At 71.7% G+C, this 23546-nt stretch carries 20 protein-coding genes and 2 tRNA genes; 12 read left to right on the top strand and 10 right to left on the bottom strand.

The window, feature by feature from the left end; all coding sequences use genetic code 11:
* Window positions 1-13: 13 nt before the first annotated feature.
* The 5 genes from NE234_RS41840 to NE234_RS41820 all read right to left on the bottom strand — a co-directional run bounded on the left by NE234_RS41840 (window position 14) and on the right by NE234_RS41820 (window position 4956).
* Window positions 14-814: an endonuclease/exonuclease/phosphatase family protein gene (locus tag NE234_RS41840; protein WP_252786719.1), complete on the bottom strand. Its 801-nt coding sequence runs from the start codon at window positions 812-814 to the stop codon at window positions 14-16.
* A gap of 12 nt (window positions 815-826) precedes the next feature.
* Window positions 827-2335, bottom strand: coding sequence for a P-loop ATPase, Sll1717 family (locus tag NE234_RS41835; protein WP_252786718.1), 1509 nt, complete (start codon window positions 2333-2335; stop codon window positions 827-829).
* A 301-nt stretch (window positions 2336-2636) separates the two neighbouring features.
* Window positions 2637-2882, bottom strand: coding sequence for a hypothetical protein (locus tag NE234_RS41830; RefSeq protein ID WP_252786717.1), 246 nt, complete (start codon window positions 2880-2882; stop codon window positions 2637-2639).
* A gap of 153 nt (window positions 2883-3035) precedes the next feature.
* Window positions 3036-3578 (bottom strand): NUDIX hydrolase, encoded by a 543-nt coding sequence (locus NE234_RS41825; RefSeq protein WP_252786716.1) that lies wholly within the window; start codon window positions 3576-3578, stop codon window positions 3036-3038.
* A gap of 52 nt (window positions 3579-3630) precedes the next feature.
* Complete coding sequence (locus NE234_RS41820) at window positions 3631-4956, bottom strand: zinc-dependent metalloprotease (protein WP_252786715.1); 1326 nt, start codon at window positions 4954-4956, stop codon at window positions 3631-3633.
* 89 nt (window positions 4957-5045) lie between these two features.
* On the opposite strand from NE234_RS41820, the gene NE234_RS41815 reads away from it, so the two are divergent.
* From NE234_RS41815 to NE234_RS41800, 4 genes are all read left to right on the top strand, one after another.
* Window positions 5046-6131, top strand: a complete 1086-nt coding sequence (locus NE234_RS41815) for an NAD-dependent epimerase/dehydratase family protein (protein WP_252786714.1) — start codon at window positions 5046-5048, stop codon at window positions 6129-6131.
* 170 nt (window positions 6132-6301) lie between these two features.
* Window positions 6302-6724, top strand: a complete 423-nt coding sequence (locus tag NE234_RS41810) for a molybdenum cofactor biosynthesis protein MoaE (RefSeq protein WP_252786713.1) — start codon at window positions 6302-6304, stop codon at window positions 6722-6724.
* 58 nt (window positions 6725-6782) lie between these two features.
* Entirely contained in the window at window positions 6783-6974 is a 192-nt protein-coding gene (locus tag NE234_RS41805) for a hypothetical protein (RefSeq protein ID WP_252786712.1), read from the top strand.
* Between the two features lie 10 nt (window positions 6975-6984).
* A complete protein-coding gene (locus tag NE234_RS41800; protein ID WP_252786711.1) occupies window positions 6985-8037 on the top strand; it encodes a YlbL family protein in 1053 nt (350 codons plus the stop codon).
* Window positions 8038-8103: 66 nt separating this feature from the next.
* Here NE234_RS41800 and NE234_RS41795 read toward each other — a convergent pair whose 3' ends face one another.
* Window positions 8104-8604 carry a PPA1309 family protein gene (locus tag NE234_RS41795; protein WP_252786710.1) on the bottom strand — a complete coding sequence of 167 codons (501 nt, stop codon included), beginning with the start codon at window positions 8602-8604 and terminating at the stop codon, window positions 8104-8106.
* A gap of 119 nt (window positions 8605-8723) precedes the next feature.
* On the opposite strand from NE234_RS41795, the gene NE234_RS41790 reads away from it, so the two are divergent.
* The 3 genes from NE234_RS41790 to NE234_RS41780 all read left to right on the top strand — a co-directional run bounded on the left by NE234_RS41790 (window position 8724) and on the right by NE234_RS41780 (window position 12497).
* A complete protein-coding gene (locus NE234_RS41790; RefSeq protein ID WP_252786709.1) occupies window positions 8724-11642 on the top strand; it encodes a UPF0182 family membrane protein in 2919 nt (972 codons plus the stop codon).
* Window positions 11643-11692: 50 nt separating this feature from the next.
* Window positions 11693-11769: transfer RNA gene (locus tag NE234_RS41785), tRNA-Met, on the top strand.
* 86 nt (window positions 11770-11855) lie between these two features.
* A complete protein-coding gene (locus NE234_RS41780) occupies window positions 11856-12497 on the top strand; it encodes a hypothetical protein (RefSeq protein ID WP_252786708.1) in 642 nt (213 codons plus the stop codon).
* Between the two features lie 5 nt (window positions 12498-12502).
* On the opposite strand, the gene NE234_RS41775 is transcribed toward NE234_RS41780, so the two are convergent.
* A complete protein-coding gene (locus tag NE234_RS41775) occupies window positions 12503-13012 on the bottom strand; it encodes a hypothetical protein (RefSeq protein WP_252786707.1) in 510 nt (169 codons plus the stop codon).
* Window positions 13013-13383: 371 nt separating this feature from the next.
* On the opposite strand from NE234_RS41775, the gene NE234_RS41770 reads away from it, so the two are divergent.
* From NE234_RS41770 to NE234_RS41755, 4 genes are all read left to right on the top strand, one after another.
* Window positions 13384-13460 (top strand) — tRNA-Met (locus NE234_RS41770).
* A gap of 136 nt (window positions 13461-13596) precedes the next feature.
* A complete protein-coding gene (locus tag NE234_RS41765; RefSeq protein WP_252786706.1) occupies window positions 13597-14454 on the top strand; it encodes a class I SAM-dependent methyltransferase in 858 nt (285 codons plus the stop codon).
* 52 nt (window positions 14455-14506) lie between these two features.
* Window positions 14507-15553, top strand: a complete 1047-nt coding sequence (locus NE234_RS41760) for a tetratricopeptide repeat protein (protein WP_252786770.1) — start codon at window positions 14507-14509, stop codon at window positions 15551-15553.
* Window positions 15554-15605: 52 nt separating this feature from the next.
* On the top strand, window positions 15606-15965 hold the full coding sequence (locus tag NE234_RS41755; protein WP_252786705.1) for a DUF488 domain-containing protein: 360 nt from the start codon (window positions 15606-15608) through the stop codon (window positions 15963-15965).
* A 13-nt stretch (window positions 15966-15978) separates the two neighbouring features.
* Here the strand turns inward: NE234_RS41755 and NE234_RS41750 are convergent, their stop codons facing one another.
* From NE234_RS41750 to NE234_RS41740, 3 genes are all read right to left on the bottom strand, one after another.
* On the bottom strand, window positions 15979-17403 hold the full coding sequence (locus NE234_RS41750) for a glycoside hydrolase family 28 protein (protein ID WP_252786704.1): 1425 nt from the start codon (window positions 17401-17403) through the stop codon (window positions 15979-15981).
* 19 nt (window positions 17404-17422) lie between these two features.
* On the bottom strand, window positions 17423-19939 hold the full coding sequence (locus tag NE234_RS41745; RefSeq protein ID WP_252786703.1) for a TIM-barrel domain-containing protein: 2517 nt from the start codon (window positions 19937-19939) through the stop codon (window positions 17423-17425).
* 139 nt (window positions 19940-20078) lie between these two features.
* Window positions 20079-21641 (bottom strand): pectinesterase family protein, encoded by a 1563-nt coding sequence (locus NE234_RS41740; RefSeq protein ID WP_252786702.1) that lies wholly within the window; start codon window positions 21639-21641, stop codon window positions 20079-20081.
* Window positions 21642-21850: 209 nt separating this feature from the next.
* Between NE234_RS41740 and NE234_RS41735 the strand changes: the two genes are divergently transcribed.
* The gene (locus NE234_RS41735) at window positions 21851-22906 is read left to right on the top strand and encodes a LacI family DNA-binding transcriptional regulator (protein WP_252786701.1); all 1056 of its coding nucleotides are present in this window, start codon (window positions 21851-21853) and stop codon (window positions 22904-22906) included.
* The last annotated feature ends 640 nt before the right edge of the window (window positions 22907-23546 follow it).

The raw sequence follows: 23546 nt of genomic DNA, 5'->3' as shown, positions 1-23546 counted from the left end.
GCCGTCCCGGCGCTCAGTAGCGGAGGTCGGCCAGGACGCCGTAGTGGTCCGACGGCAGGATCCCGTCGATCGGGTCGGTGCCGATGACCTCGCAGTGCACGGGGTGGCCGGCGCCGCCACGGCGGGGCCAGGCGGAGAGGACGTGGTCGATCCGGCGGTCCGGCCACAGCATCGGCGCCGCCCAGGAGTTCGCGTTCGCCCAGGTGTATCCCGGTCCGCCCGTCCCAGCCGTGGCCCAGGCGTCGTAGAACACCAGGTCCCGCGCCGCCGGTTCGGTCTTGCCGGTCAGCATCCGGATCTCGTCGCTGTCGGGGTCGGCGTTGAAGTCGCCGCACAGGATCGTCGGGTGCCGGCGGCTCTGCCGCTCGGCGATGCGGGCGGCGATCTCCCGTACCTGCTGCCGGCGCTCGGCGCTGTGCTCCAGCCGCCAGGCGAGGGCGGCGAGGAAGACCTGCACCGGCCCACGCGGACCGTCGATCTCGGTGCACAGCACGTCGCCGCCGGTGTCTCCCCGGCCGGACAGCCGCACCCACTCGTGCCGGCTGATCGGCCAGCGTGACAGCACCGCGATCCCGGACGTCGCGCCGTTGCTGACCACGTCTCCGGCGAAGACGTGGTGCGGCATCCCGAAGCGCCGCTCCTGCCCGCCCCACGCCTCGACCAGCGCGACGACGTCCGCGTCGTGCCGGTCGAGGGTCGCGCGGATCGCTGCCTCGCGCTGCTCCCAGGGGCCGAACCGCCCCCAGACGTTCCACGTGATCAGCCGCATGGTGGTCTCGATCAACGGTCCGTACGGCTGCGCGATGTCGTCCATGGTCGGTCCCTCCTATCCGGTGCGCATCCCGAGGTAGGCGCGGAACATCGGGTGCACCTGGAAGCGCTGCACCGCCGCGAGGTTCAGATGCTGCACCTGGTGCACGCCGATGAACGCCCCCGGGCCGTCGCCCGCCGGGGCCACGTCCCCGACGGGCCGGGCGGTGAGGAAGCCCGTCTGCCAGAGGATCTCGATGAGCCCGTCCGGGTCGCGGGCGGGCAGCCACGATGACGTGCCGTGCGCCGGGACGTCGCCGAGGATCAGCTCCAGGCAGAGCAACTGCAGGTCCTCCCGGCCGAACGTGTGGTCCCGGCCGCGGAACACCTCGAAGACGCCGAGCAGGCCGGGGTACTGGAAGCGGTACTCCGCGGCGATGTCCTTGGTCCGCTCCTCCGAGTAGCCCCGCTCGGCGAGCCGGATCGCCTCGAAGGGCAGGGGAAGGGCGGGCGTACGGTCCCGGGCGACCTCCAGCACCGTCGTGCAGAACTCGATGATCTCGCGCGGGCGGTACAGCGTACGGTCGACGACGTACCGGAAGGAGCCGTCCGCGGGCTCGCCGGGAACCGGGGCGAACACGGCGTTCCAGCAGGTCAGGTCGTCGGAGCGGTCGAGGACCTGGGCGTCGTAGCCCATCTCGCGGGCGGAGTACCGGATGCGCTTGGCGATGAGTTCGAGGAGGGAGTCCTCGCTCCACCGGATCGTCTCCAGCAGGTCCCGGTACTTCTGCGCGTCCTCGTACAGCGCGGGGATGTCGTCGTACAGCTCCCGCCGCAGCGAGACGTACACCGACAGGTTGGGGTGCAGCGCGTTGACGGACACGCAGGCCTGGAACAGCCCGGCCACGAACGCCTTGGCGTCCTCGGAGGAGTCCCAGTCCCGGTCGAGCTCGTCCACGACGATCGTGACGCGCTGCCGGTCGAGGACCTTCCGGAGGGCGGGGAGCAGGGAGTGGATCTCCTCCAGCTTGTAGAGCCGGTCGAGCTCCCGGGTCTTCGCGCCCGCCTCGATCGGGCCGAGCTTGATGTTCTCCAGTCGCTTGAGGTACGAGACGAGGACGGACAGCCGGCCCATCTGGACGTTGGCGTGGTTGTTGCGGATGTACCCGTTGATCTCGGCGCCCGCGCCCTTCGCCAGCCGCATGCCCTTCCGGGCGACCTCTTTCATGACCAGGACGTAGAGCAGGTACTTCCAGGCGGCGGCGTACGCGCCGTGCTTCGCCCAGGAGCCGGCGTTCTCGGCGGCCATCGTCGAGCTGAGCAGTTCGTACGAGTAGTCCTCGGGGGACAGCTCGATCACGCGGTTCCCCGCGGTGCGCTCGCGCTTGGCGAGCACCTGGAAGATGGCGCTCTTGCCGGAGCCGCGGTTGCCGAGGAGCACCGTCTTGGCGCCCGAGTGGACGCGGTTGTAGGTGGCCGACTCGACGAAGCACTTCTCCAGGCCGCGCCCGATGTCGCGCTCGGCGGACGGCGCGCCGAAGTCGAGACCGTCGAGGATCTTGGAGGACAGGATCAACCGCGCCATGACTCCACCACCGCCCGAGGGGATCTGCGGCGATCTTCGCACGAGCGGGCGGCGCCGCGCCGTCGTCCGGTGCGATCCCGTGTCTTTCCGGCGATCCGGTCGGCGGGATGGTTTGCGATCCTGTGGAAGATCATCCGGGTCGGATGCTGGCCGGCCGTTACCGCCTGCTGAAACGGATCGGCGGCGGCATGGGGACCGTGTGACGTTGCCACGACGTGGTGCTGCATCGCGTCGCGGTGAGGGACTCCGCGACCCGGATGGCCGCCGCGCTCGTGTGATCGCCGCGCCACGCCGCGATGGCCTACCTCTCGTTCTCGCGCCTGAACTCGTCGTCGAACCGCATGAGGAGGCGGCGCTCGTGGCTCGGGAGATGCTCATAGGCGGTGATCTGCTCGGGGAGCCGTCCCTGGCGCTGGGCCTCGTTCGACCACAGGGCGTCGTAGATCTCGGGACACGACCAGGTGCCGGCCCCCATGTAGATCAGGCAGTGCTGGAAGGAGCGCAGCACTCGCCGCAGCATCGATCCCTGGACGTCGTCTTCTCGCATGCGGGCCCTCCGGTCGCGATCCCGCACCGGATCGTCGCGTGACGTCCTCTCCGGAGGGTCGAGAGCCGCTGGACTCCCGCTCGGCCGGGCCCGTACGGGGACGCGTGCGCCGTCCGTACGGGGACGCGTGCCGCCCGCGCGGACGGGGCGGGCTCAGGAACCGGGCTGCAGCCGGCGGGCGCGGGCGACCAGGCGGCGCACGACCTCGTCGGTCTGTTCGGGCAGGCCGTCGAGGGGGAACCAGCGCAGGTCGTCGGACTCCTCGCTGAGCCGCTCCCGGGCACCGTCCGGGGCAACGACGACGTACTGGACGTCCAGGTGGTACGACCCGCCGTGGCACCAGACGCGGTGCCGGTCGAGGTGGAGGGGGCCCGGCAGCAGGCGCAGGCCGTCGATGCCGGACTCCTCGGTCGCCTCGCGCAGCGCCGCGCCCGCGAGCGTGGCGTCGTGCGGCTCGCAGTGACCGCCCAGTTGCAGCCACATGCCCGCCTTCGGATGCAGGGTGAGCAGCACCCGTTCCCCGGCGGAGTCGAGGACGACCGCGCTGGCCGTCAGGTGGCCGGGCACGCATTCGCGCCACATGGCGTTCTCGTGCGCCGACAGGTGCGCGAGGAAGTCGCGGCGCAGCAGGTCCTGCTCGACGTCGGGCGCCGTCCAGTCCGACAGCGTCCGTACGGCGTCGGCGTGCAGCGTCATGGTCACCTCACGGGCGCGGCCGCGCCGGCGCCGTCTGATCTGTGAACGGGGGTCAGTCGCGGGGCCCGGAGCCGCCGTCGCCGGACTCGCCGTCGCCGGCCTCGTCACGGCCGGACTCGTCCTGCGGCTCGGTGAACTGGGAGATGTCCAGGTCGGCGCCCTTGCCCTCGACGAATGCCTGGGGGGCGTCCAGGTCCTCGGCGGTGGGCATGAGGTCCGGGTGCGCCCAGACCGCGTCGCGTCCCTCGTTGCCGCGCGCCTCGCCCAGGGCGGCCCACAGGTCGGCGGCCTCCCGCAGCCGCCGGGGCCGCAGTTCGAGGCCGACCAGCGTGGCGAAGGTGCGCTCGGCGGGGCCACCGGTGGCGCGCCGGCGGCGCACCGCCTCGCCGAGCTTGCCCGCGGACGGCAGCCGGCCGTCGGCGGCGGCCGCGACGACGGTGCCGACCCAGCCCTCGACCAGGGCCAGCGCGGTCTCCAGCCGGGCCAGCGCGGCCTTCTGCTGCGGCGTCTCCTCCGGGGTGAGCGCCAGCTCGCCGCCGAGAGCCTGCTGCAGGGCCTCCGGGTTGGTCAGATCCGCTCCGGCGATGGCCTCTTCGATCTTGGACAGGTCCACGGTGATCCCGCGCGCGTAGTCCTCGACCGCGCCGAGCAGGTGGGCGCGCAGCCACGGGACGTGCCCGAACAGCCGCTGGTGGGCGGCCTCGCGCAGCGCCAGGTAGACGCGCACCTCGTCGGCGCCGACCTCCAGCCCCTCGCCGAACGCGGCGACTCCGGCGGGCAGCAGCGCGCCGACGCCCTCGGGGGCCAGCGGCAGCCCGACGTCGGCGGAGCCGACGACCTCGAGCGCCAGCGTGCCCAGCGCCTGCCCGGCCTGCCCACCGACCATGGCGCCCGACATCTGCCGCATCATGCCGACGAGCGGGCCGGCGACGGCCTTCATCTCCTCGGGCATGGCCTCGCCCATGGAGTCGACCATCCGCGCGGCGATCGGGTCGCACACCTTGGACCAGACCGGCAGGGTGTTCTCGATCCACTCCGACCGGCTCCACGCCTGCGGGGTGCGGATCCCCGAGGGAAGCGTCGTCGCCTCGTCCAGCCACAGGTCGGCCAGCCGCAGCGCCTCGACGACCGCGCGGCGCTCGGCGTCGACCACCGAGGGGTCGCCGCGCTCGACCACGGTGTGCCGGGCGACGTCCTTGGCCAGGTCCCAGTTCAGCGGGCCGGTGCTCGCGGACTGGCCGGCCAGCATGTCGGCGAACTGGTGCAGCATGGCGGCGAAATCCTGCATGCCGCCCGGGCCGAAGGGGCCCTGGTTTCCGGGCTTGTTCTCGTCGCCGGGCTCGTCCGGGCGGTTGAACCCGAAGGGGATGTCGCTCACAGGCTCGACCTCAGGCAGGATGAATAGGTCACAACCTTCACGTTAGCCGGTCGACGGCCGGGGGCGTGCGTTAGGAGGACTCACTCGACTTGAGTACACGAGAGGTTCGCCCACGGCGTAGCACGGGGCCCGTCGTCGCCGTCACGGGGGCGGCCGACGGCATCGGACGTGCCCTGGTCGCCCGCCTGGCGGACTCGGGGGACATCAAGAAGGTCATCGGCCTCGATGACCACCGCGGGGACGTGTCGGGGATCACCTGGCGCGTGGTCGACGTCCGCGACCCGCAGCTGACCAACCGCATCTCCGACGTGGACGTGATCGTCCACCTCGACATGGACCTGTCACCGGACACCGACCACCGGGAGCGGCGCGCGTACAACGTCCGCGGCGCGCAGACCGTGATCACCGCCGCGGCGGCGGTCCGGGTCCGGCGGGTGATCGTCATGACGAGCGCGATGGTGTACGGCGCGCAGGCGGAGAACCCGGTGCCCCTCCCGGAGGACTCGCCGCTCGCGGCCGAGCCCGACGACGGCATCGTGGGCGACTTCCTGGAGATCGAGGAGCTGGCGGCGATGGCGCCGGTGGCGCATCCCGGCATGACGGTGACCGTGCTGCGGCCCGCCGCGCTGGTCGGTCCCGGGATCGACACCGTGGTGACGCGTCACTTCGAGGCGCCCCGGCTGCTCACGGTCAAGGGCTGCGAGCCCCGCTGGCAGTTCTGTCACATCGACGACCTGGTCAGCGCCCTCGAACTCGCGATCACCGGGGAGATCTCCGGCCGCGTCGCCGTCGGCAGCGAGGGCTGGCTGGAGCAGGACGAGGTCGAGCAGATCACGGGACGGCGCCGCTTCGAGCTGCCCGCCGCGATCACCTTCGGCACCGCGCAGCGGCTCCACCGCATCGGCGTGACGCCGGCCCCGGCCACCGACCTGCACTACGTGGTCTATCCCTGGGTGGCGGACGGCGCGACGCTGCGCCGGGCGGGCTGGAAGCCGGCGCACGACAACGCCGAGGCGCTGGCCGCGCTGCTCGAGGAGGTCTCCGGACGGCACGCCGTGGTCGGCCGCAGGCTGGCCCGCAAGGAGGCGACGATGGCCACCGCCGCGGGCGCGACCGTCGCCGTCATCGGCACCGCGGCGATCGTGCGACGGGCTCGGCGCAAGCGCCGCAGTTAGGCGGGTCCCGGCCGACTTCGGGCGCGGGCCGAACGGATTCCGGCCTCGGTACGTGCGAGGTCCGGAGGCGGGGAGCCCTCGCGGATGCGACCACTAGGCCCGTGTACGCCTCCCAGATGCGGCCCGTACCGACCAGGAACGATGGTCGGCCCAGCGGGTACCGTTCGTCCGTGGACGTGATCCGGCTGGCCGAAATCCGTGAGACCCCGCTCTCGGTGGACGAGGTGCTCGCCGCCGTCGCCGACCCCGGCGCGGGCGGCACGGCGCTGTTCGTCGGCACCGTGCGCGACGAGGACCACCAGCGCGCGGTGGCGCGGCTGTCCTACTCCGCGCATCCGACCGCCGTCGAGGCGCTGCGCACGGTCATGGAGAAGGTCGCCGCGGAGTTCCCCGTGCGCGCGATCGCGGCGGCGCACCGGGTCGGCGACCTGGAGATCGGCGATCTCGCCGTCGTCGTGGCCGCCGCATGCCCGCACCGCGCGGAGGCGTTCGCCGCCTGCCGGATGCTGATCGACGACCTCAAGGCGCAGGTCCCCATCTGGAAGCACCAGAGCTTCACGGACGGCGACGAAGAATGGGTGGGCGCGAACTGACCTGCGGCGGAGCGCGCAGGTTACCCTGGGTGTAACGCTTCGTACCGAGGTGACGCGCATGTCCATTCTGGCGTGGTGGGCCATCCCGGTGGCCGTGGCTCTGCTGACGGGGGCCCTGATGACCCTGCGGGGACGCAGGCCACGTGTTCGGGGGTCGTTCGAGGAGATCGAGCACTTCAAGCGTTTCCGTGATGCCCTGGAGGGGCCACGTCGCAAGACCCGGGGGCGGCGGCCGCGTTCGACCGCGTAGGCTTCCGGGCATGTCCCGCCGTGCTGCCACTCTGGTCGTCGCGAGCTGCCTGATCTTTCTGCTGGGCCTGGCCGCGGCGCTCATGCCCGTGCCGTACGTCGCGCTCCGTCCCGGTCCGACGACGGACACGCTCGGCAGGCTGGGCAAGAGCCCGCTGATCCAGATCACCGGCGCGCCGACGTACCCGACCGACGGGCACCTCAACTTCGTCACGGTGGCCTACCAGGGCGGCCCGGGGAACCGGATCGACCTGTTCACCGCGCTGCGCGGCTGGCTCGATCCGGACGTCGCCATCGTGCCTGAAGAGACGATCTTCCCGAAGAACGTCTCCACCAAGAAGGTCGAGCAGGAGAACGTCCAGGAGATGACGGACTCCCAGGAGTCCGCCACCGCCGCCGCGATGAACGAGCTGCACAAGCCCGTCACCACCGCGGTCCTGGTCGACTCCGTCCAGAAGGGGCTGCCGTCGGACGGCAGGCTGCGGCCCGGCGACCAGATCACCGCGATCGACGGCAAGCAGATCAAGGACATCACCGGCGTCACCGCGGGCGTCGGCGCGCACAAGCCCGGCGACACGGTGACCTTCACCGTCAAGCGGGACGGCAAGGACACCCAGGTGCCGGTGAAGACGGTCGTCTCGCCGGACAAGGCGGGCAAGGCGATCGTCGGCGTGATCCTCAAGGAGAAGTACCAGTTCCCCGTCACCGTCAAGATCAGCGTCGGTGACGTCGGCGGCCCCAGCGCCGGGCTGATGTTCTCCCTCGGCATCTACGACAAGCTGACCCCCGAGGACATCACGGGCGGCCGGTTCATCGCCGGCACCGGGACGATCACGCCGGACGGCCAGGTCGGGCCGATCGGCGGCATCCAGCAGAAGATGGTCGCCGCGCGGCAGGCCGGAGCCACCGTCTTCCTCACCCCGACGCAGAACTGCGCCGACGCCGTCGCCTCCAAGCCCAAGGGCCTGCGGCTGGTCCGGGTCGACACCATGCACGGTGCCCTGCAGGCCCTGGCCGCCATCCGGACCGGCCAGGGCAACGTCCCCGCCTGCCCCGCCGCCTGACGGGGACGTCGAGACAGGCACTAGTCGAGCGTCGAGACAGGCACTAGTCGAGCGTCGAGACAGGCACTAGTCGAGCGTCGAGGCCAGCGCGTCGGTCAGGTGGGGGACGAGCTCGGGGCCGGTGAGCACCTCGTCGTCGCTGTCGTGGCCGCGCAGCCGCATGGCCGAGTAGCGGGACCCGTCGCGCAGCACGCCCACGACGAGGCGTACGTCCTCCCGGCCGGGATGCCGGGCCGCCCAGGTCGCCGGGTCCTCGTCCGGCGCCTCGTCCTCGGCGTCCTCCGGTAGCAGGATCCGCTCGAGGATCAGCGCGCAGCCGGCGACCTGACCGGGCCACTCGATGCCGTGCAGGACGTCCTCGATCGGCCGGTCGAGGGGCAGATCGGGCTGTTCGAGGGCGGCGATGCCGTCCGGCTCGTCCGGGACGCCGAGCTGCCGGGCGAGCTCGGGCTCGGTGCGGTTCAGCTCCGGGGCCTCCACCAGGGCGTACAGCCGGGGCGGGGCGTCCCAGCCCGCGGCGGCCGCGTGACGCTCGAGGTCGCGAACGACCTCCTCCAATCGGGTCATTGGCCCATCTTTTCATCGCCGCCGGACACCATTCCGCCACAGGTGTCCGCCCCGTCGCGGGAACCCGGGCGAAGGTCGGTAAGTTGCCCATCAGAGAAACCCGGCGAAGGGGAGTGGCCGTGTCCTTCCGAAGCCCCGGCTCTTTCAGCCGGATCCGCGTGGGCCGATCACGGCTGCTGGCACGCGTCATCGTGATCCTGGCGATCCTGGTGGCGCTCTTCTTCGCGTTCACCGCGATCTGGACCGACGTGCTCTGGTACCGATCCGTCGGGTTCTCCGCGGTCTACACCACGCAGATCACCACGCGCGTGACGCTGTTCCTGTGCGCCGGTCTGCTGATGATCCTCATCCTCGGCGCCAACGTCGTCATCGCCTACCGCCTGCGCCCGCCGTACCGCCCGGCCTCGGTCGAGCAGCAGGGCCTGGACCGCTACCGCGCCGCGGTGGACCCGCACCGCCGGCTGCTGCTCGCCGGAGTGCTGACGCTGGCGGGCCTGCTGGCCGGGTCCTCGGCGGCCGGGCGGTGGCGCACCTGGCTGGCGTTCGTGAACCGGCAGCCGTTCCACGTCAAGGATCCGCAGTTCCACAAGGACATCTCGTTCTTCGTCTTCACGTACCCGCTGCTGCGGCTGGTGCTCGGCTTCCTGTTCGCGGCGGTCATCCTGGCCTTCGTCGCCGCGCTGATCGTGCACTACCTGTACGGCGGGCTGCGGCTGCAGGGACCGGGGGAGCGGGTCGGGTCGGCGGCGCGCGCGCACCTGTCCGTGCTGTTCGGCGTCTTCGTGCTGCTGAAGGCGGTCGCGTACTGGTTCGACCGGTGGGGCCTGGCCGACTCCCATCGCGGGGTCGTCACCGGCCCCTCGTACACCGACGTCAACGCCGTGCTGCCCGCCAAGACGATCCTCGCGGTGATCGCGCTGATCTGCGCGCTGATGTTCTTCGCCACGCTCGTACGGCGCGGCGCGATGCTGCCCGGCATGGCGTTCGGCCTGCTGGTCCTGTCGGCCATCCTCATCGGCGGCGTCTACCCGCTGCTGATCCAGACCTTCCAGGTCAAGCCCAACGAGGTGGACAAGGAGGCCAAGTACATCGGCCGCAACATCGTGGCCACCCGCCAGGCGTACGGCGTCGCGGACACCCAGGTCACCGACTACGTCCCGAACACCAAGCTGTCGCCGGAGCAGGCCAAGCAGGAGACCTCGACCCTGCCCAACGTGCGGCTGCTCGACCCCGCCGTCGTCTCGCCGACGTACCAGCAGCTCCAGCAGATCAAGGGGTGGTACAAATTCCCCAACCCGCTGGACATCGACCGGTACCCCGGTGACGACGGGAGCCTGCGCGACACCGTCGTCGCCGTACGGGAGATCGCGGGGCCGCCGTCCGGCCAGAACAACTGGATCAACAACCACCTCGTCTACACGCACGGGTACGGCTTCGTCGCCGCCCCGGGCAACCAGGTCGACGCCCAGGGCGCACCGGTCTTCACCGAGAAGGACATCCCGCCGACCGGCTCGCTGAACATCACCCAGCCGCGCGTCTACTTCGGCGAACGCTCGCCGGGCTACTCCATCGTCGGCGGCACCGAGCAGCGCGAGGTGGACTACCCCGACGACAAGAGCCCCAGCGGGCAGACCAACACCGCCTACGACGGCAAGGGCGGCGTCCCGATCGGCTCGCTGTTCGACCGGACGCTGTACGCCCTGCGGTTCAAGGAGAAGAACCTCCTGCTGTCCGGCGCGATCAACTCCAGGTCGCGGATCCTGTACGACCGGACGCCGCGCGAGCGCGTGCAGAAGGCCGCGCCCTGGCTGAAGGTCGACGGCAACCCCTACCCCGCGGTCGTCGGCGGCCGGATCGTGTGGATCGTCGACGGCTACACCACCGCGACGAACTACCCCTACTCGGAGGGCACCAGCCTGGCCGACGCCACGCGGGACACCAACACCGAGAGCCGGGTGTCGGTCGCGGCCCAGGCCGGGGACCGCGTCAACTACATGCGCAACTCGGTGAAGGCCACCGTCGACGCCTACGACGGCACCGTCACCCTCTACGCCTGGGACGAGAAGGACCCGGTGCTGAAGACCTGGATGAAGGCGTTCCCCGGCACCGTACGCCCGCGGTCGGCGATCCCGAACGACCTCCTGGCGCACCTGCGGTACCCGGAGGACCTGTTCAAGGTGCAGCGCGGCATCCTCGCCCGCTACCACGTCCAGAACCCGCAGGCCTTCTACGGCGGCGGCGACTTCTGGCAGATCCCCGACGACCCGACCGGTGAGGGCACCGTCGAGCCGCCGTACTACCTGAGCGTCAAGATGCCCGGCGCGACCGACCCGGGCTTCTCGCTGACCTCGACGTTCACGCCGAAGGGCAAGGTCACGAACCTGACCGCCTTCATGGCCGTGGACAGCGTGCCGACGAGCCCGACGTACGGGCGGATCCGCATCCTCCAGGTGCCCCGCAGCCAGGTGACGCCCGGACCGGAGCAGGTGCAGAACACCTTCGAGAACAACCCGACCGTGTCACAGCAGCTGACCCTGCTCCGCGGCCCCGGATCCAGAACCGTCAGCGGCAACCTGCTGACGCTGCCCTTCGGCGGCGGATTCCTGTACGTCGAGCCCGTCTACCTGCAGGCCAACTCCGGGGGCGGGGCCTACCCGCTGCTGAAACGGGTCCTGGTCTCGTACGGCAACGACATCGGCTTCGGAGCCACCCTCCAGGACGCGCTCGGCCAGGTGCTCGGCGGCGGCGCGGCGGCGACCACCGGCCCGCCCCTGCAGGCCAACGAGGACATCCGCGCGGCGATCGACGCGGCGAACCGCGCCTACGGCGACGCCCAGACGGCCCTGAAGAACAACGACTGGGCCGGGTACGGCGAGGCGCAGAAACGGCTGAAGACCGCGCTGGACGAGCTGGCCAGGCTGCAGAAGCAGAGTGGCGCCCGGCCGGCGCCGACGACGTCCGCGACGCCGAGGGCGACGGCGACACCGGCGACGAGCCCGCCGACGGCCCCGACCCCGACGCCGAAGCCGACGCGGTGAGGACGCCGATTTGCCAGCGCTCCCCGTGCCCCATAGAGTTGAGCCATCGACGCGGGGTGGAGCAGCTCGGTAGCTCGCTGGGCTCATAACCCAGAGGTCGCAGGTTCAAATCCTGCCCCCGCTACCAGGTCGAGAGGCCCAGAGGATCATCCTCTGGGCCTCTTGTCGTTCCAACCGCTTGCGCCGCCCGCGCCCGCGCCGGAGGCTGGAGCCATGCTCTTCCGTCTTAGACCCCTCGCCGACGTCTCGCCCGCCGCGTGGATCCAAGCGGGGGTCGGGGACTTCGACTCCGGCGTGCACGCGCTGCTGCCCGCCGGGTTCGCGGCGTACGCGAGGCTGTTGCACCCCGCGGAGTCGGCGGACGGGCGACCGTTGCGCTGGCGCGAGCTCGCCGAACGCTCCGGGCGCGCCGTCGACTCCCGCACGCGTTTCAAGGACATCGCCGGGCCGGAGGACGAGGAGCCACGGGCCGGGTCGTTCCCCGAGGAGCTGCTGCCGGTCCTCTGCGAGGTCCTGGCGGCGCACACCGGCACGCCGGAGCACTGCTACTTCGGCCTGTGGGACGGCTGGGGCTGGCTCGACGCCGACGGCCCGGTGTTCCACCTGCCGGGCCGCGACCACCTGCTGTACGAAGGGCCGCTCGACGCAGCGACGGAGTTCGGCGACCGGGGACCGGGCTACTTCTTTCCGCAGTCGCCGAGCCTGATCTGGCCGGAGGACCGGGCGTGGTGCGTGGCGACCGACGTCGACCTGGACTCCACCTACGTGGGCGGATCCGCCCGCCTGGTCGAGGACCTGACGGGCGGATCGCGTCTCGAGGCGCTACCGGCGGAGCTGTCCGACCCGCTCGGCTGAGCGCGTCACTTCTTCTTGCAGGCCGCGATGTAGACGGTCTTGCTCTGGCTGCGGCCGCTCTGGGAGGACGGCGTGTAACCGGGCGGGAAGTTCACCGTCCCGACGGCCACCCCGGTGTAGTGCTGCTTCTTGACGCACCGGCGGGCGGCGTTCTGGCTGATGTAGTTCTTGCCGGCGTTCCGCTTCACGGCGCTCTTCTTGTACAGCGTGTTGTTCTTGTAGAGCGCGACCTGGATGGAGATCCCCGCCACCTTCTTGCTGCACTTGAGGTCCGCGGTGACGTTCACGATGTCGCGGTTCTTCGCGTGCGCGTGGTGGGAGTAGTGCGGGTTGTGCGCGGTGATCTTGCAGGTGATCACGTCGGCGGCGGCCCGCACCCCGGGTCCCGCCGTCCGGGTGGCGGTGATGGTGACCGTCGAGTCCGTGGTCGAGGCGTCGGCCGCGGAGAGTCCCACCGTCGAGACGAGCACCGCCGCGAGGCCCCCGACGGCGAGAACACGCACAGGAAGCTTCATGAATCCCCCTTGGTTCGGTGTGCGAGGGGCTCGCGTTAGGGGTGAATTCAACGGCCTTTATGTGTCTTTTGAGGGATTGCGCGCGTTTTCCGGGCGACCGAATCAGGTCACTTATCCGTTCTGGTGGAGTCGGCGCGTTATCGCAGTGCTTCTGCTATGGACCGTTGGTCCGCTGGACGCTCGCGCACGTCCGGGCTCCCCGTGATCGACGGATCGTCGAAGTCCCACGTTCGCTCGGGCGCGCTCGCCGCGAACCGATCGTGCTCGGTATCCGTGCAGGTGGGGCGGGGTTCTCGGGGCTCCGGAAGCGGCGCGGGCGCGGAATCGATTTGCGCCGGGCGTCGAGGCCGAATAACGTATGACCACACCGACGCGGGGTGGAGCAGCTCGGTAGCTCGCTGGGCTCATAACCCAGAGGTCGCAGGTTCAAATCCTGCCCCCGCTACCAGTGAGGCCCGGAGAGTCCGACTCTCCGGGCCTCTTTTTTTCGTGCGGATATTCGCGCCGGGAACCATCGGCCGCGCGCCACCGTCTATCCGGCAGGTTCCGGTCTGATCTCGCCCGCCGCACGGAAGGAGGCACGGATGCCGGATCGTGTGAAGGTCACGCTCGACGGAGTCCCGGAGACACTGCTCTGGAACCTCTACCAGCGCGCGACCGAGGCCAGGCGGCCGGACGCGGTCCTGCGCGATCCCAAGGCCATCGAGCTGGTCGACGCCCTCGACTACCCCTTCGCGGACCGGTTCGGCGCGGCGGGGCTGGGCCAGTGGCAGGCGCTGCGCGCCCGCTGCTTCGACGACGAGGTCCGGCGGTTTCTCGGCGAGCATCCCGACGGCCAGGTGGTCGCGCTCGGCGAGGGTCTGGAGACCCAGTTCTGGCGGGTCGACAACGGCCGGGTCCGCTGGCTCACGGTCGACCTCCCGGAGACCGTCGAGCTGCGTGCGCGCCTGCTGCCCGACGACCCTCCCCGGCGGGGGACTCTCGCCGGCTCGGCGCTGGACGAGGAGTGGACCCGGCACGCCGATCCCGCGAACGGCCTGCTCCTGTCGGCCCAGGGCCTCCTGATGTACTTCGAGCCCGACCAGGTCCACCGGCTCCTCGCCACGTGCGCGGAGCGGTTCCCTGGCACCACGATGATCTTCGACGGGGTGCCGCCGTGGTTCAGCCGCCGCACGGTGGAGGGCCGCATGACGACCGCCCAGGGCTATCAGGCGCCGCCGATGCCCTGGGCGGTGGACGCCGCGGAGAAGGACCGCATCCGGGCCATCCCGAACATCGCCGAGCTGCGCGACCTGCGCCCTCCCCGGGGCCGCGGCCCGTGGCACGGCGCGCTGTTCCCGCTGCTGAACCACCTTCGCCCGATCCGCGAGCTCGGCGTCACCGGCCTGCCCATCATGGCCGTCCGGTTCGCGGCCTCGGAGCAGGAGCACCGGCACCGGTGACGCGTCACGAACGACACGGCCGGTGGACTGATCAACGGAAAGGGCGGTGCGGATGTTTTCGGAGCAGGCCGGTGAGGACCCGGATGAGGCTCTCGTGGCGGCGGTCCTGGACGCCGAGCAGGAGGCGCAGCTGGCCGAACTCATGCGTTCGCCGGCTCGCGTCGAGGCGCTGATCGAGCAGAACGCGCTCGGGCTCGACTTCGACTTCGCGCTGGACCTCAGCGGCGGGCTGGCCGCGCTCGGCTTCCTCGACACGGCCCGGCGCGTGGCCCTGAGCGCGCTCGCCGACGGCGACGCCAAGGTCCTGGCCGCCGGGCGGCTGGCACTGGGCTGGATCGAGCTCAAGCGGGGCAAGCACCGCAAGGCCCTGGCGGCCATCGACGACGCGGTCAGGAACACCGACCTCGACGTGCTGGCGGAGGCCGCCTACCTGCGCGGCGTGATCCTGGAGTCGCGCGGAAAGCACGCGCAGGCGGCCGCCGAGTACGAGCGGGTGATCGGCATGCCGCGGCGCAGGAGCGCGGGATTGGCGGCGCTGTCCCTGGCGGAGATGCGGAGCGCGGCCGGCCACGACGAGCAGGCGGTCGAGGTGCTGGCCGTGGCGCTCGAGTGCGGGGTCCCTCACGTCGTGCCCCAGGCGGCCCTCCAGCTCGCGCTCATCCGCGACCGCTCCGGTGACGTCGAGGGCGCGATCCCGCTCTACCGGAAGGCGATGGAGTCCGGCGTCCCGTCGGCGGCGCCCCGGGGCGCGTTCCACCTCGGTGAGATCCTCCATGGCGTCGGGGACGTCCCGGGCGCCCAGAACGCCTTCGAGACGGCCTACGCCACCGGAGACCCGGAGTTCGCCCCGAAGGCCGGGATCAACCTCGGGATCATCTACATGGACGCGAACCGCGTGCCCGAGGCGTTCGCCTGCTTCGAGACGGCCGCCGGCTCGCCGGACCGGAACGTCGCGGCGCTCGGGCACTGCTACGTCGGCGTGGTCCTCGCCGGCACCGACCCGGCCGCCGCGGAGCGTCACCTGCGCACGGCGATGAAGCAGGGCGACCGGCAGGTCAAGGAGCTGGCCTCCGACGTCCTGCGCCGCCTGGGGCGCTGACACCCGTCGTCGTCCCTGTGACACCGTGCGCCCGGACGGGTAGGGCCCAGGCATGGGGCCTATCGAGATCCGCCGCGTCTATGACGAGGCGGAGGACGGGGAGGGCGCGGTCTTCCTGGTCGACCGCATGTGGCCGCGTGGAGTGCGGAAGGCCGACCTGGAGATCGACGGCTGGCTGCGTGACGTCGCGCCCTCCTCGGACCTCCGGCAGTGGTTCGGGCACCGGCCCGAGCGGTTCGCCGAGTTCGCCGAGCGGTACCGCCGCGAGCTCGACGAACGGCCCGAGGCCGAAGGCCCGTTGCTCGATGCCGCCCGGAAGGGGCGCGTGACGCTGCTGTACTCCGCGCGCGACACCGAGCACAACCAGGCCGTCGTCCTCCGCGACCACCTCCGGGACAGACTCGGCCAATAGCCGCGGCGGGGGATCAGGCAGGCACGCCGGCCGGGGAGCCGTTCACGGTCACGTCGGTGAGGACGAGACCTTCCACGTTCTCCACGATGTCCGCCGCCGTCGCCGTGTCGAACCGGCAGTGCGCGAGCGTGACGTCCTTGATCGGAGCATCCGGGTAGCCGCGCATGTCCAGCACGTACTGCGTGGTGCCGACGTGCAGGTCCTCGACGTGGATGCCGCTCACGTCGGGGTTGTACGGGTGGCCGGGCCCCTCGTCGTAGTAGAAGTCGACCTGGATCGCGGCGACGGACAGCTGCCCGACCTCGGCGTCCTTCAGGTACACGTCGTGGATGTAACCGCCCCGCATCGAGTTGCTCTTCAGCCGCAGGCAGCTGTTGAGATTCGGGCTGGTCATCCGCAGGTTCCGGGCGAAGACGCCGGCCACGCCGCCGGTCATCTCGCTGCCGATCGTCACGCCGCCGTGGCCGTCGCGGAACTCACAGTCCTCGACGAGGATGTTCCGGCTCGGCACGTTCACGCGGCGGCCGTCGGCGTTGCGGCCCGCCTTGATCGCGATGCAGTCGTCACCCGTGTCGAAGGTACAGCCGGTGATCACGACGTCGGTGGAGGACTCGGGGTCGCAGCCGTCGTTGTTCGGCCCGTGGCTGATCACCGTGACGTCGCGGACGAGGACGTTCCGCGACAGGACCGGGTGGATCTCCCACATCGGCGAGTTCACGATCGTGACGCCCTCGATCAGGACGTTCTCGCAGCGGTACGGCTGGATCATGTTCGGGCGCAGGTGGTGCCCGGCACCGAGGACCCGGTCCCGTACGGGCACGCCCTGGTCGGCCCACTGCTGCAGGAGCGTCCAGTCCGGGCCCTCCTGTGGATCGCCGGGCTTCCAGCCGTACTCTGGCTTGCCCTTCCACGGCCACCACGCGGTGTTGCTCGCCTGCCCGTCGAGGGTGCCGGAGCCGGTGATCGCGATGTTCCGGGCGCCGTACGCGTAGATGAGGGGCGAGTAGTTGTAGCACTCGACGCCCTGCCAGCGGGTGTAGACGGCGGGCAGGTACCGCGCCGGGTCGGGGCTGAACAGGACCGTCGCCCCCTCGCCGACGTGCAGGTCGACGTGGCTGCGGAGTCTGATCGGCCCGGTCGAATAGCGGCCGGGCGGGACGACGACCTGCCCGCCGCCGCGGCGCGCGCAGGCGCTGATCGCCGCCTCGAACGCACGCGTGCAGTCGGTCGTGCCGTCGCCCTTCGCGCCGAAGTCGGTGATCCGGAAGCGGTGGTGGGGGAAGCGCGGCGCGCGCACCCGGCGGCGGATCCGGTCGGCGGCCCGCCACGGGTCGGTGCCGGCGAGGGCGGGCCCGCCGAGGGCGGACGCCAGCAGCCCGCCGCCGACGACGGCGCCGCTCGCTCCGAGGAAACGCCGCCGAGGCCATGATCCGCTCATTGCTCCTCCAGGAGGTCGGTCATCGGATCGCCACGTCCGCGGCGCGGCCGTGGGGGGTGAGTTTCAGCACGACTCCGCCGAACGGGCCGGAGGCGAACGTCCAGCCCTCCCGCGCGGCCCGCAGCGCGCCGGTGTCCGCCGCGCGCGGCAGGACGCGGCCGTCCACGGTGACCGACCGGGGCGCCCGCGGCAGCAGCACGACGGTCTGCCGTTCCCCGGTGCCGGACACGCGCAGCCGGACGGCGCGGCCCGGCTCCGGCGCGTACAGCGTGCCGCTCAGGCCCGGCCGGGACAGCTCACCGGTCCGCCAGCCGCCGAGCACGCGGGTGTTGAACCCGATCGACGCGCCCGCCCGCAGGTACAGCGGGAACTCGTCGAGGCTCGTCTCGCGGGTGATCGTGCGGCCGCCGTCGACGACCTCGCCGTCGTACAGGTCCACCCAGCGCCCGGCCGGCAGGTACACGTCCACAGGCGTCGGCCGGCCCGCCGCGCCGTCGGCGTCGGCACGGTCGGCGGTGACCGGCGCGGCGAGCAGGTCCGGGCCGACCATGAACTCCTGGTCCTGGGCCCACGCGTCCGGGTCGCCGGGGTACTGGAAGCCGAGGGCCCGCAGGATCGGCACACCGGTGCGCGAGGCGTCCCGCGCCAGCCCGTACAGGTAGGGGAACAGCTCGTAGTGCAGGGTCACGGCGTCGCGGAACCGCCGGATCGTGTCGGGGTCGTACTTCCAGGGCGTGGCGTTCAGCCCGGCGCCGCCGACCTCGAACACCGGGCTGACCGCGCTGAACTGCGCCCAGCGGGTGAACAGCGACGGCGTCGGGCTGTTCGTCGCGTTCGCCGGCGACTTCGGGTCGATGCCGCCGGTGTCGGAGCCCCAGGCGAAGTGCCCCGTCAGCGACTCGCTCGTGCCGTACCGGACCGACGTGCGCAGCCCAGCGAAGGTCTCGAACACGTCGCTGCCCCACATGCCGTGCGTGTGCTGCGCCGTGCCGGGCACCCCCGCCCGTACGAGGGTCTCGAAGTCGTTCCCGTGCGCCCGCCGCATCGCCTCGGTGACCGCGGACTGGTAAAGGTCCGGGTAACGCAGGTACAGGCCCGCGCCCGAGCCGCCCGCGAACGACGTCGTCTCGAACCGGTACTCCTCGCTGCGGTCCTCCTTGGCCATGTCGACGCCCATCTCGAAAATCTTGGTGAGCTGCTCGACGTAGTGCTCGCGCGCGGCCGGGTTCGTGAAGTCGATGTAGTTGGTGCCGGGGACGAGCCAGCCGTTCTTCGCCCAGACGTCGTTGATGCCGGCACACGAGCCGCCGCCCTGCGCGGACGACGGCGCGCTCACCACGTGAGAGGTCACCCACAGCCCGAACCGGACGCCCTGCGCGTGGATCTCGTCGATCATCCTCTGCGGGTCCGGGAAGAACGTCGGGTCGAACTCACCGCTGTTCGTGCAGGCGCTCCCGTTGATCCGGTGGGTGTTGCCGGCGGGCTGGCGCTCCCACGGGTTGTCGATCCAGATCGTGCCGACCGGGATGTCCAGCCGCTTCAGCTGCGCCACGTCGTCCAGCACCTGCGCCTGGTCGGCGTTGACGTCACGCCACTTCATCAGCGCGAACTCGCTCGCCGGCGGCATGCTCGGCAGGCCGACCGTACGGTGGTACGCACTGGTCACCGCCGCCGGCGAGCCGGTGTACACGTCGTAGGACAGCCCGGCGTCCTTCACGCAGATCTGCACCCGGTCCGGCTGCGCGGCCGCCGCGACCGGGCAGGGGTACGGCTGCGCCGCGCCGCTCGGCGGCTTCGGAGTGCTCGCGCAGGTCGGCCCGTCGCTCTGCTGCGTCGCGCCGGGGAACGCGAACCGGCCGACGTGGTCGGTGTCGGCCCACAGCCCGTACCCGCCGGAGCTGAGGTAGAACGTGCTCGCGGACTGCTCCTGGTTCTGGCAGTAGTCGCCGGCCTCGTTGCCCTCCTTGCCCGGGCTCCAGCCGCGGATGTGCCCGCGCAGATCGACGTACGCGGCGGAGCTGCCGCCGAGGTAGTGCTCGTTCCCGCCCGCCGTCAGCGCCTCGAACACCGCGGTGACGTCGCTCGAAGGGCTGAACGACCACCGCACCCGCACGCCCTGCGCGGTACGCGTGACCGTGACCGTCGCGGTACGGGCGGGTTCGTCCGTCGCGACCGTGTAGGCCGTGCCGCCTCGTATGGGCCGCCGGGAGACCAGGTCGGTCAGGCGGTGGTAGGTCGCGCCGTCCTGGCTCGTGACGGACCCGCCGACCTGGTAGGACAGCCGGCCGCCCGGCCCGGCGACCGCCCCGCCCGCCTCCGCGGTGACCGGGCGGCCGTGGTCCAGGAAGGTCAGCCCGAACGGCGCGGCGTCGACCCGCCAGGCCGCGGCGGTCGTGCCGGGCTCGGCGGGCGCGCTGGGCTCGGCGGCGCGGGCGCCCGGCGAGGCGACCGGCAGCAGGGCGAGCAGGAGAAGGAGACCGGACAACAGGACCGGCGCGCGGCGGCGGAGCCGGGCGGGCGTTCGGCGGCGGATCACGTGCGCGTTCCTCCCAGGGTTTCGGTGCTGCGGCGGAGGGTTCCGGTGCTGCGGCGGACCGCCGTCTCCGGCCCCGTACGGGATTGGGGCGGGCGGACGCGCCGGCGTCCTCGCGGGTCCGGGGCTCGGCGGCGGGACGTCATCGGGGCCGCCAGCCGCCCAGGACGTGGGCCGGGTCGCTCCACCAGGACGCCTCGGCGGCGGTCAGCGAGCGGGAGCACGGCAGGCGGGCGCCCGTGTCGAGCGGCGCTCCGGCCGGGTCGGTGCTCCCGTACTCCCAGAACCGCACGCTCGGCGCCTTCGCGCAGTCGGCGTTGTTCAGCTGCCAGCCGTCGGGCCGGACGTGCGCGTCCATCGCCGTCCGGACGAAGACCACCTGGCTGTCCGGGTACACCGTCGGGTCGATCCGCCCGAGGTACACCGACGCGTCCGGCGCCTCCGGCCCGCGGGTCAGGCGATCGTCGACGAACACGTAACCGGCGTGGGTCCCGTCGTTCCGCGCCTGGGTGACGAAACCGCCGTGCAGGGAGCGCAGCTCGGTGCGCCGGATGAACACCGCGCCGGTGCCCCACACGAAGTCCACGTCGCCGGAGATCAGGCTGTCCGTGACGTACCCGCGGCCCTGCAGGCGGAGGGTGTCCTGGAAGGAGTCCAGGGTCACGCGCCGCAGCGTGATCCGGTCGGCGTTGCCGCGGAACGCCTCCGCCTGCGACCCGCCGTACGGCGTGGTGTTGCGCAGTGTGAGGTCCCGCAGCCGGAAGTCGGCCGCCTCCACGCCGAACAGCGCCCGCCAGCAGTTGTACGTGTCGTGGCCGGGCAGCGCCTGGCGCGGGCAGACGTCACCCGGATCGGTGGACCCGGCGAGTGCGGTGTCCCCGTTGAGCCGGTTGTTGTTGGCGTACTCGATCACGGTACGGTCCCGGCCCGCCCCACGGATCGTGAGGTGCGGGCGGTCGGCGCGGACGTAGACGATCTCGCGGTACGTACCGGGGCGGACGTCGATCGACACCGGCCGCGTGTTGCCCTCCGGAACGAAGTCGATCGCGCCCTGCACCGTGCAGAAGTCGCCCCGTCCGTCCGCCGCGACCGTCAGCCGCCGGGTCCCCGTACGAGGCGGGGCGGCCCGGGTCCGGAACCTCCACGTCGTCGGATCCTGGATGCCGGGGAAGCCGGGAAACGCCGCCGCGTCGACCGTGACGTAGTACGTCCGCCCGTAGTCGAGCCGATGGTGCAGCGTGATCGTCGCGGTGTTCCCCTCGGTGAGCACCGGGTCGTACGCGAAGGAGTGCGGGATCCCGGTGTCGGAGACCGCGTCGCCGATCGTGCGGTGGTACGAGCGCGGGTCGGCCAGGTCGATCGCGTCGGTCAGGGTGCCGTCGGCGCGGTGCACCTCGATGCGACCGGACGTGCCCGGTTCCAGCGGGCGGTCGGCGACGAGCCGCAATGGCGCGTCGACGCAGACGCCCCGGCGGGCACCGGCGGGGGAGAACCTCGCGGGCACGGCCCGCCACCCGGCGTCGTCGATGCCGCTCACGCCGCCGCCGACGGTCGCGGCGCCGGTGGTGGCGATCGCCGCAGTGCCGCCGGTCGGCGTGGCGGCGGTGGTCGGCGTGGTGGGGACGGTCGGTGTGGTGGCGACGGTCGCCGAGGTGATCGCGGCCGCCACCAGGAGGGACACCCATCGAGCCGGCGTTCCGCGCATGCCCGCCTCCCTGCTGCGCCGGTGAGCTCCTCCGGCTGCGGCTGGCGGGTCACGCCACGCCGGCCGGGCGCCGGCACCGCGTCCAGAGGAGCTAGGGAAAACCTTTTCCGAAGGTCGCATGCCGGTCCGGGGACGTCAACCCCGCTTCCACCGTCTTTCCCGGCGGATCCCCCGCGCAGGGTGGGCGGAACGTATGGTGCAATGCCGCCATGGGCAGGGCGCAGACCGGCACGGGGGCGCGGCCGCCGCGCGCAACGATCATCGACGTGGCACGGGAGGCCGGCGTTTCTCCCGCCACGGTGTCCCGTGTCCTCACGGGCTCCAAGCCCGTTTCGGCAGAGCCGGAACAGCGGGTCCGCGCGGCGGTCGCGCGGCTCGGCTACCGGCCGAACCCGGCGGCGCAGGGACTGCTTCGCGGCACCACCTCCGCGGTCGGCGTCGTCGTACCCGACCTGAGCAACCCGTACTTCGCCGAGGTGCTCAAAGGGGTCACGAACGCGGCCCAGCACGCCGACTTCCGCACGCTCGTCGCCGACACCGGGGAGAAGGCCGGCGCCGAACGCGACGCCGCCCTCGAGCTGTCCCGGTGGGCCGACGGCATCGTCCTGTGCTCGCCGCGGATGAGCCAGTGGGAGCTCACCGAGCTGGCGTCCGCCGTACCACGGCTGGTCTGCGTCAACCGGCGCAGCCGGGGCAGCCGGATCCCGGCGGTGGCGGTGGACTTCGGGGCGGGAGTCGCCTCGATCTGCCGCCACCTGCGCGAACTCGGTCACCGTCGCGTCGCGTACCTGCGCGGACCCGCACGCGCCTGGTCCGAGCGCGCCCGGCAACGAGCCGTCCGGACGGCCGCCGGGCCCGACCTGGAGATCGTCCAGATCCCGTGCGGATCGAGCAGTGTCGACGGACATCGAGCCGCCGACGCGGCCCTCGCGAGCGGGGCGACGGCCGTGATGGCGTTCAGCGACTACGTCGCCCTGGGCGCGCTCGCCCGGTTCGACGAACTCGGCGTCGCGGTACCCGACGAGATCTCGCTCACCGGCTTCGACGACATCGCGCTCAGCCGCCTGGTCTCCCCGCGGCTCACCACGGTGACGGTCGACAAGCAGGATCTCGGCCGGCGGGCCTGGGATCTGTTCGTCGACACCGGCGCCGACGGCAGGATCGGCTCGGTCGTCGAGGTGACGCCGGAACTGGTCGTCCGCGGCTCGACCGCCGCACCGACCGGAGCGCGGACCCCGCAGCGCGAGACCGCCGGCGACCGGTGACCGCCGACCCGAGGGCCGGCGGAGCGGCGGCACGTGGCGGTTCGCCTGCCGGATCGCTTGATTTGACGGGGTCTTCGGGCGGCCGTAATGTTCTCTTCGCCCCCAGGGGAGCGGGACGCCGGAAGGCGGCCGGCCCGGGGGAACCCGCACTGAGTTGCTCGGTCCGGACTCGCGTTCGGACGGAGTAGCATGGTGCGGTCGCCCCGAGACGGGATGCAGGACGCCGGTTGGATCCGGCGGTCGGCCCGGTGGGGAACTTCTGGGTGGTGCTGCTGCGGCCGGTTCTGCTGGTCGGGGTGGTTGCTGTCTGGAGGGGGTGTTCCGGTTTCGTGTGTCGATTCTAAAAAGATCTTCGGATCGGGGTTGACAAGCGGAGCGGGGGCGCTAAAGTAGAAGGGTTGCCCCAGACGGGGTCCGGCGGGAGTCGGGTTCCGGACGGTGTGTGTCCGTTTCTTGAGAACTCAACAGTGTGCTAAAAGCCAGTGCCTTTATGGTCCTCGCTGATCATGGTCGGCTCTTTCAGGGTTGATTGTGGTTGGTTTGGATTCCTTTGGCAAATATGATTCTTGCCGGGATTTTTTTCGTAGGGTTTGGCGGTCGTCTTCGCCGACGATCGTCGTTTGGCCTTAACGGAGAGTTT

Source organism: Actinoallomurus rhizosphaericola (assembly GCF_024055675.1).
In the GTDB taxonomy this organism is placed as follows: Bacteria; Actinomycetota; Actinomycetes; order Streptosporangiales; family Streptosporangiaceae; genus Actinoallomurus; species Actinoallomurus soli.
The sequence above is the reverse complement of the archived record's forward strand: the minus strand, read 5'-3'. Positions and strand labels throughout refer to the sequence as shown.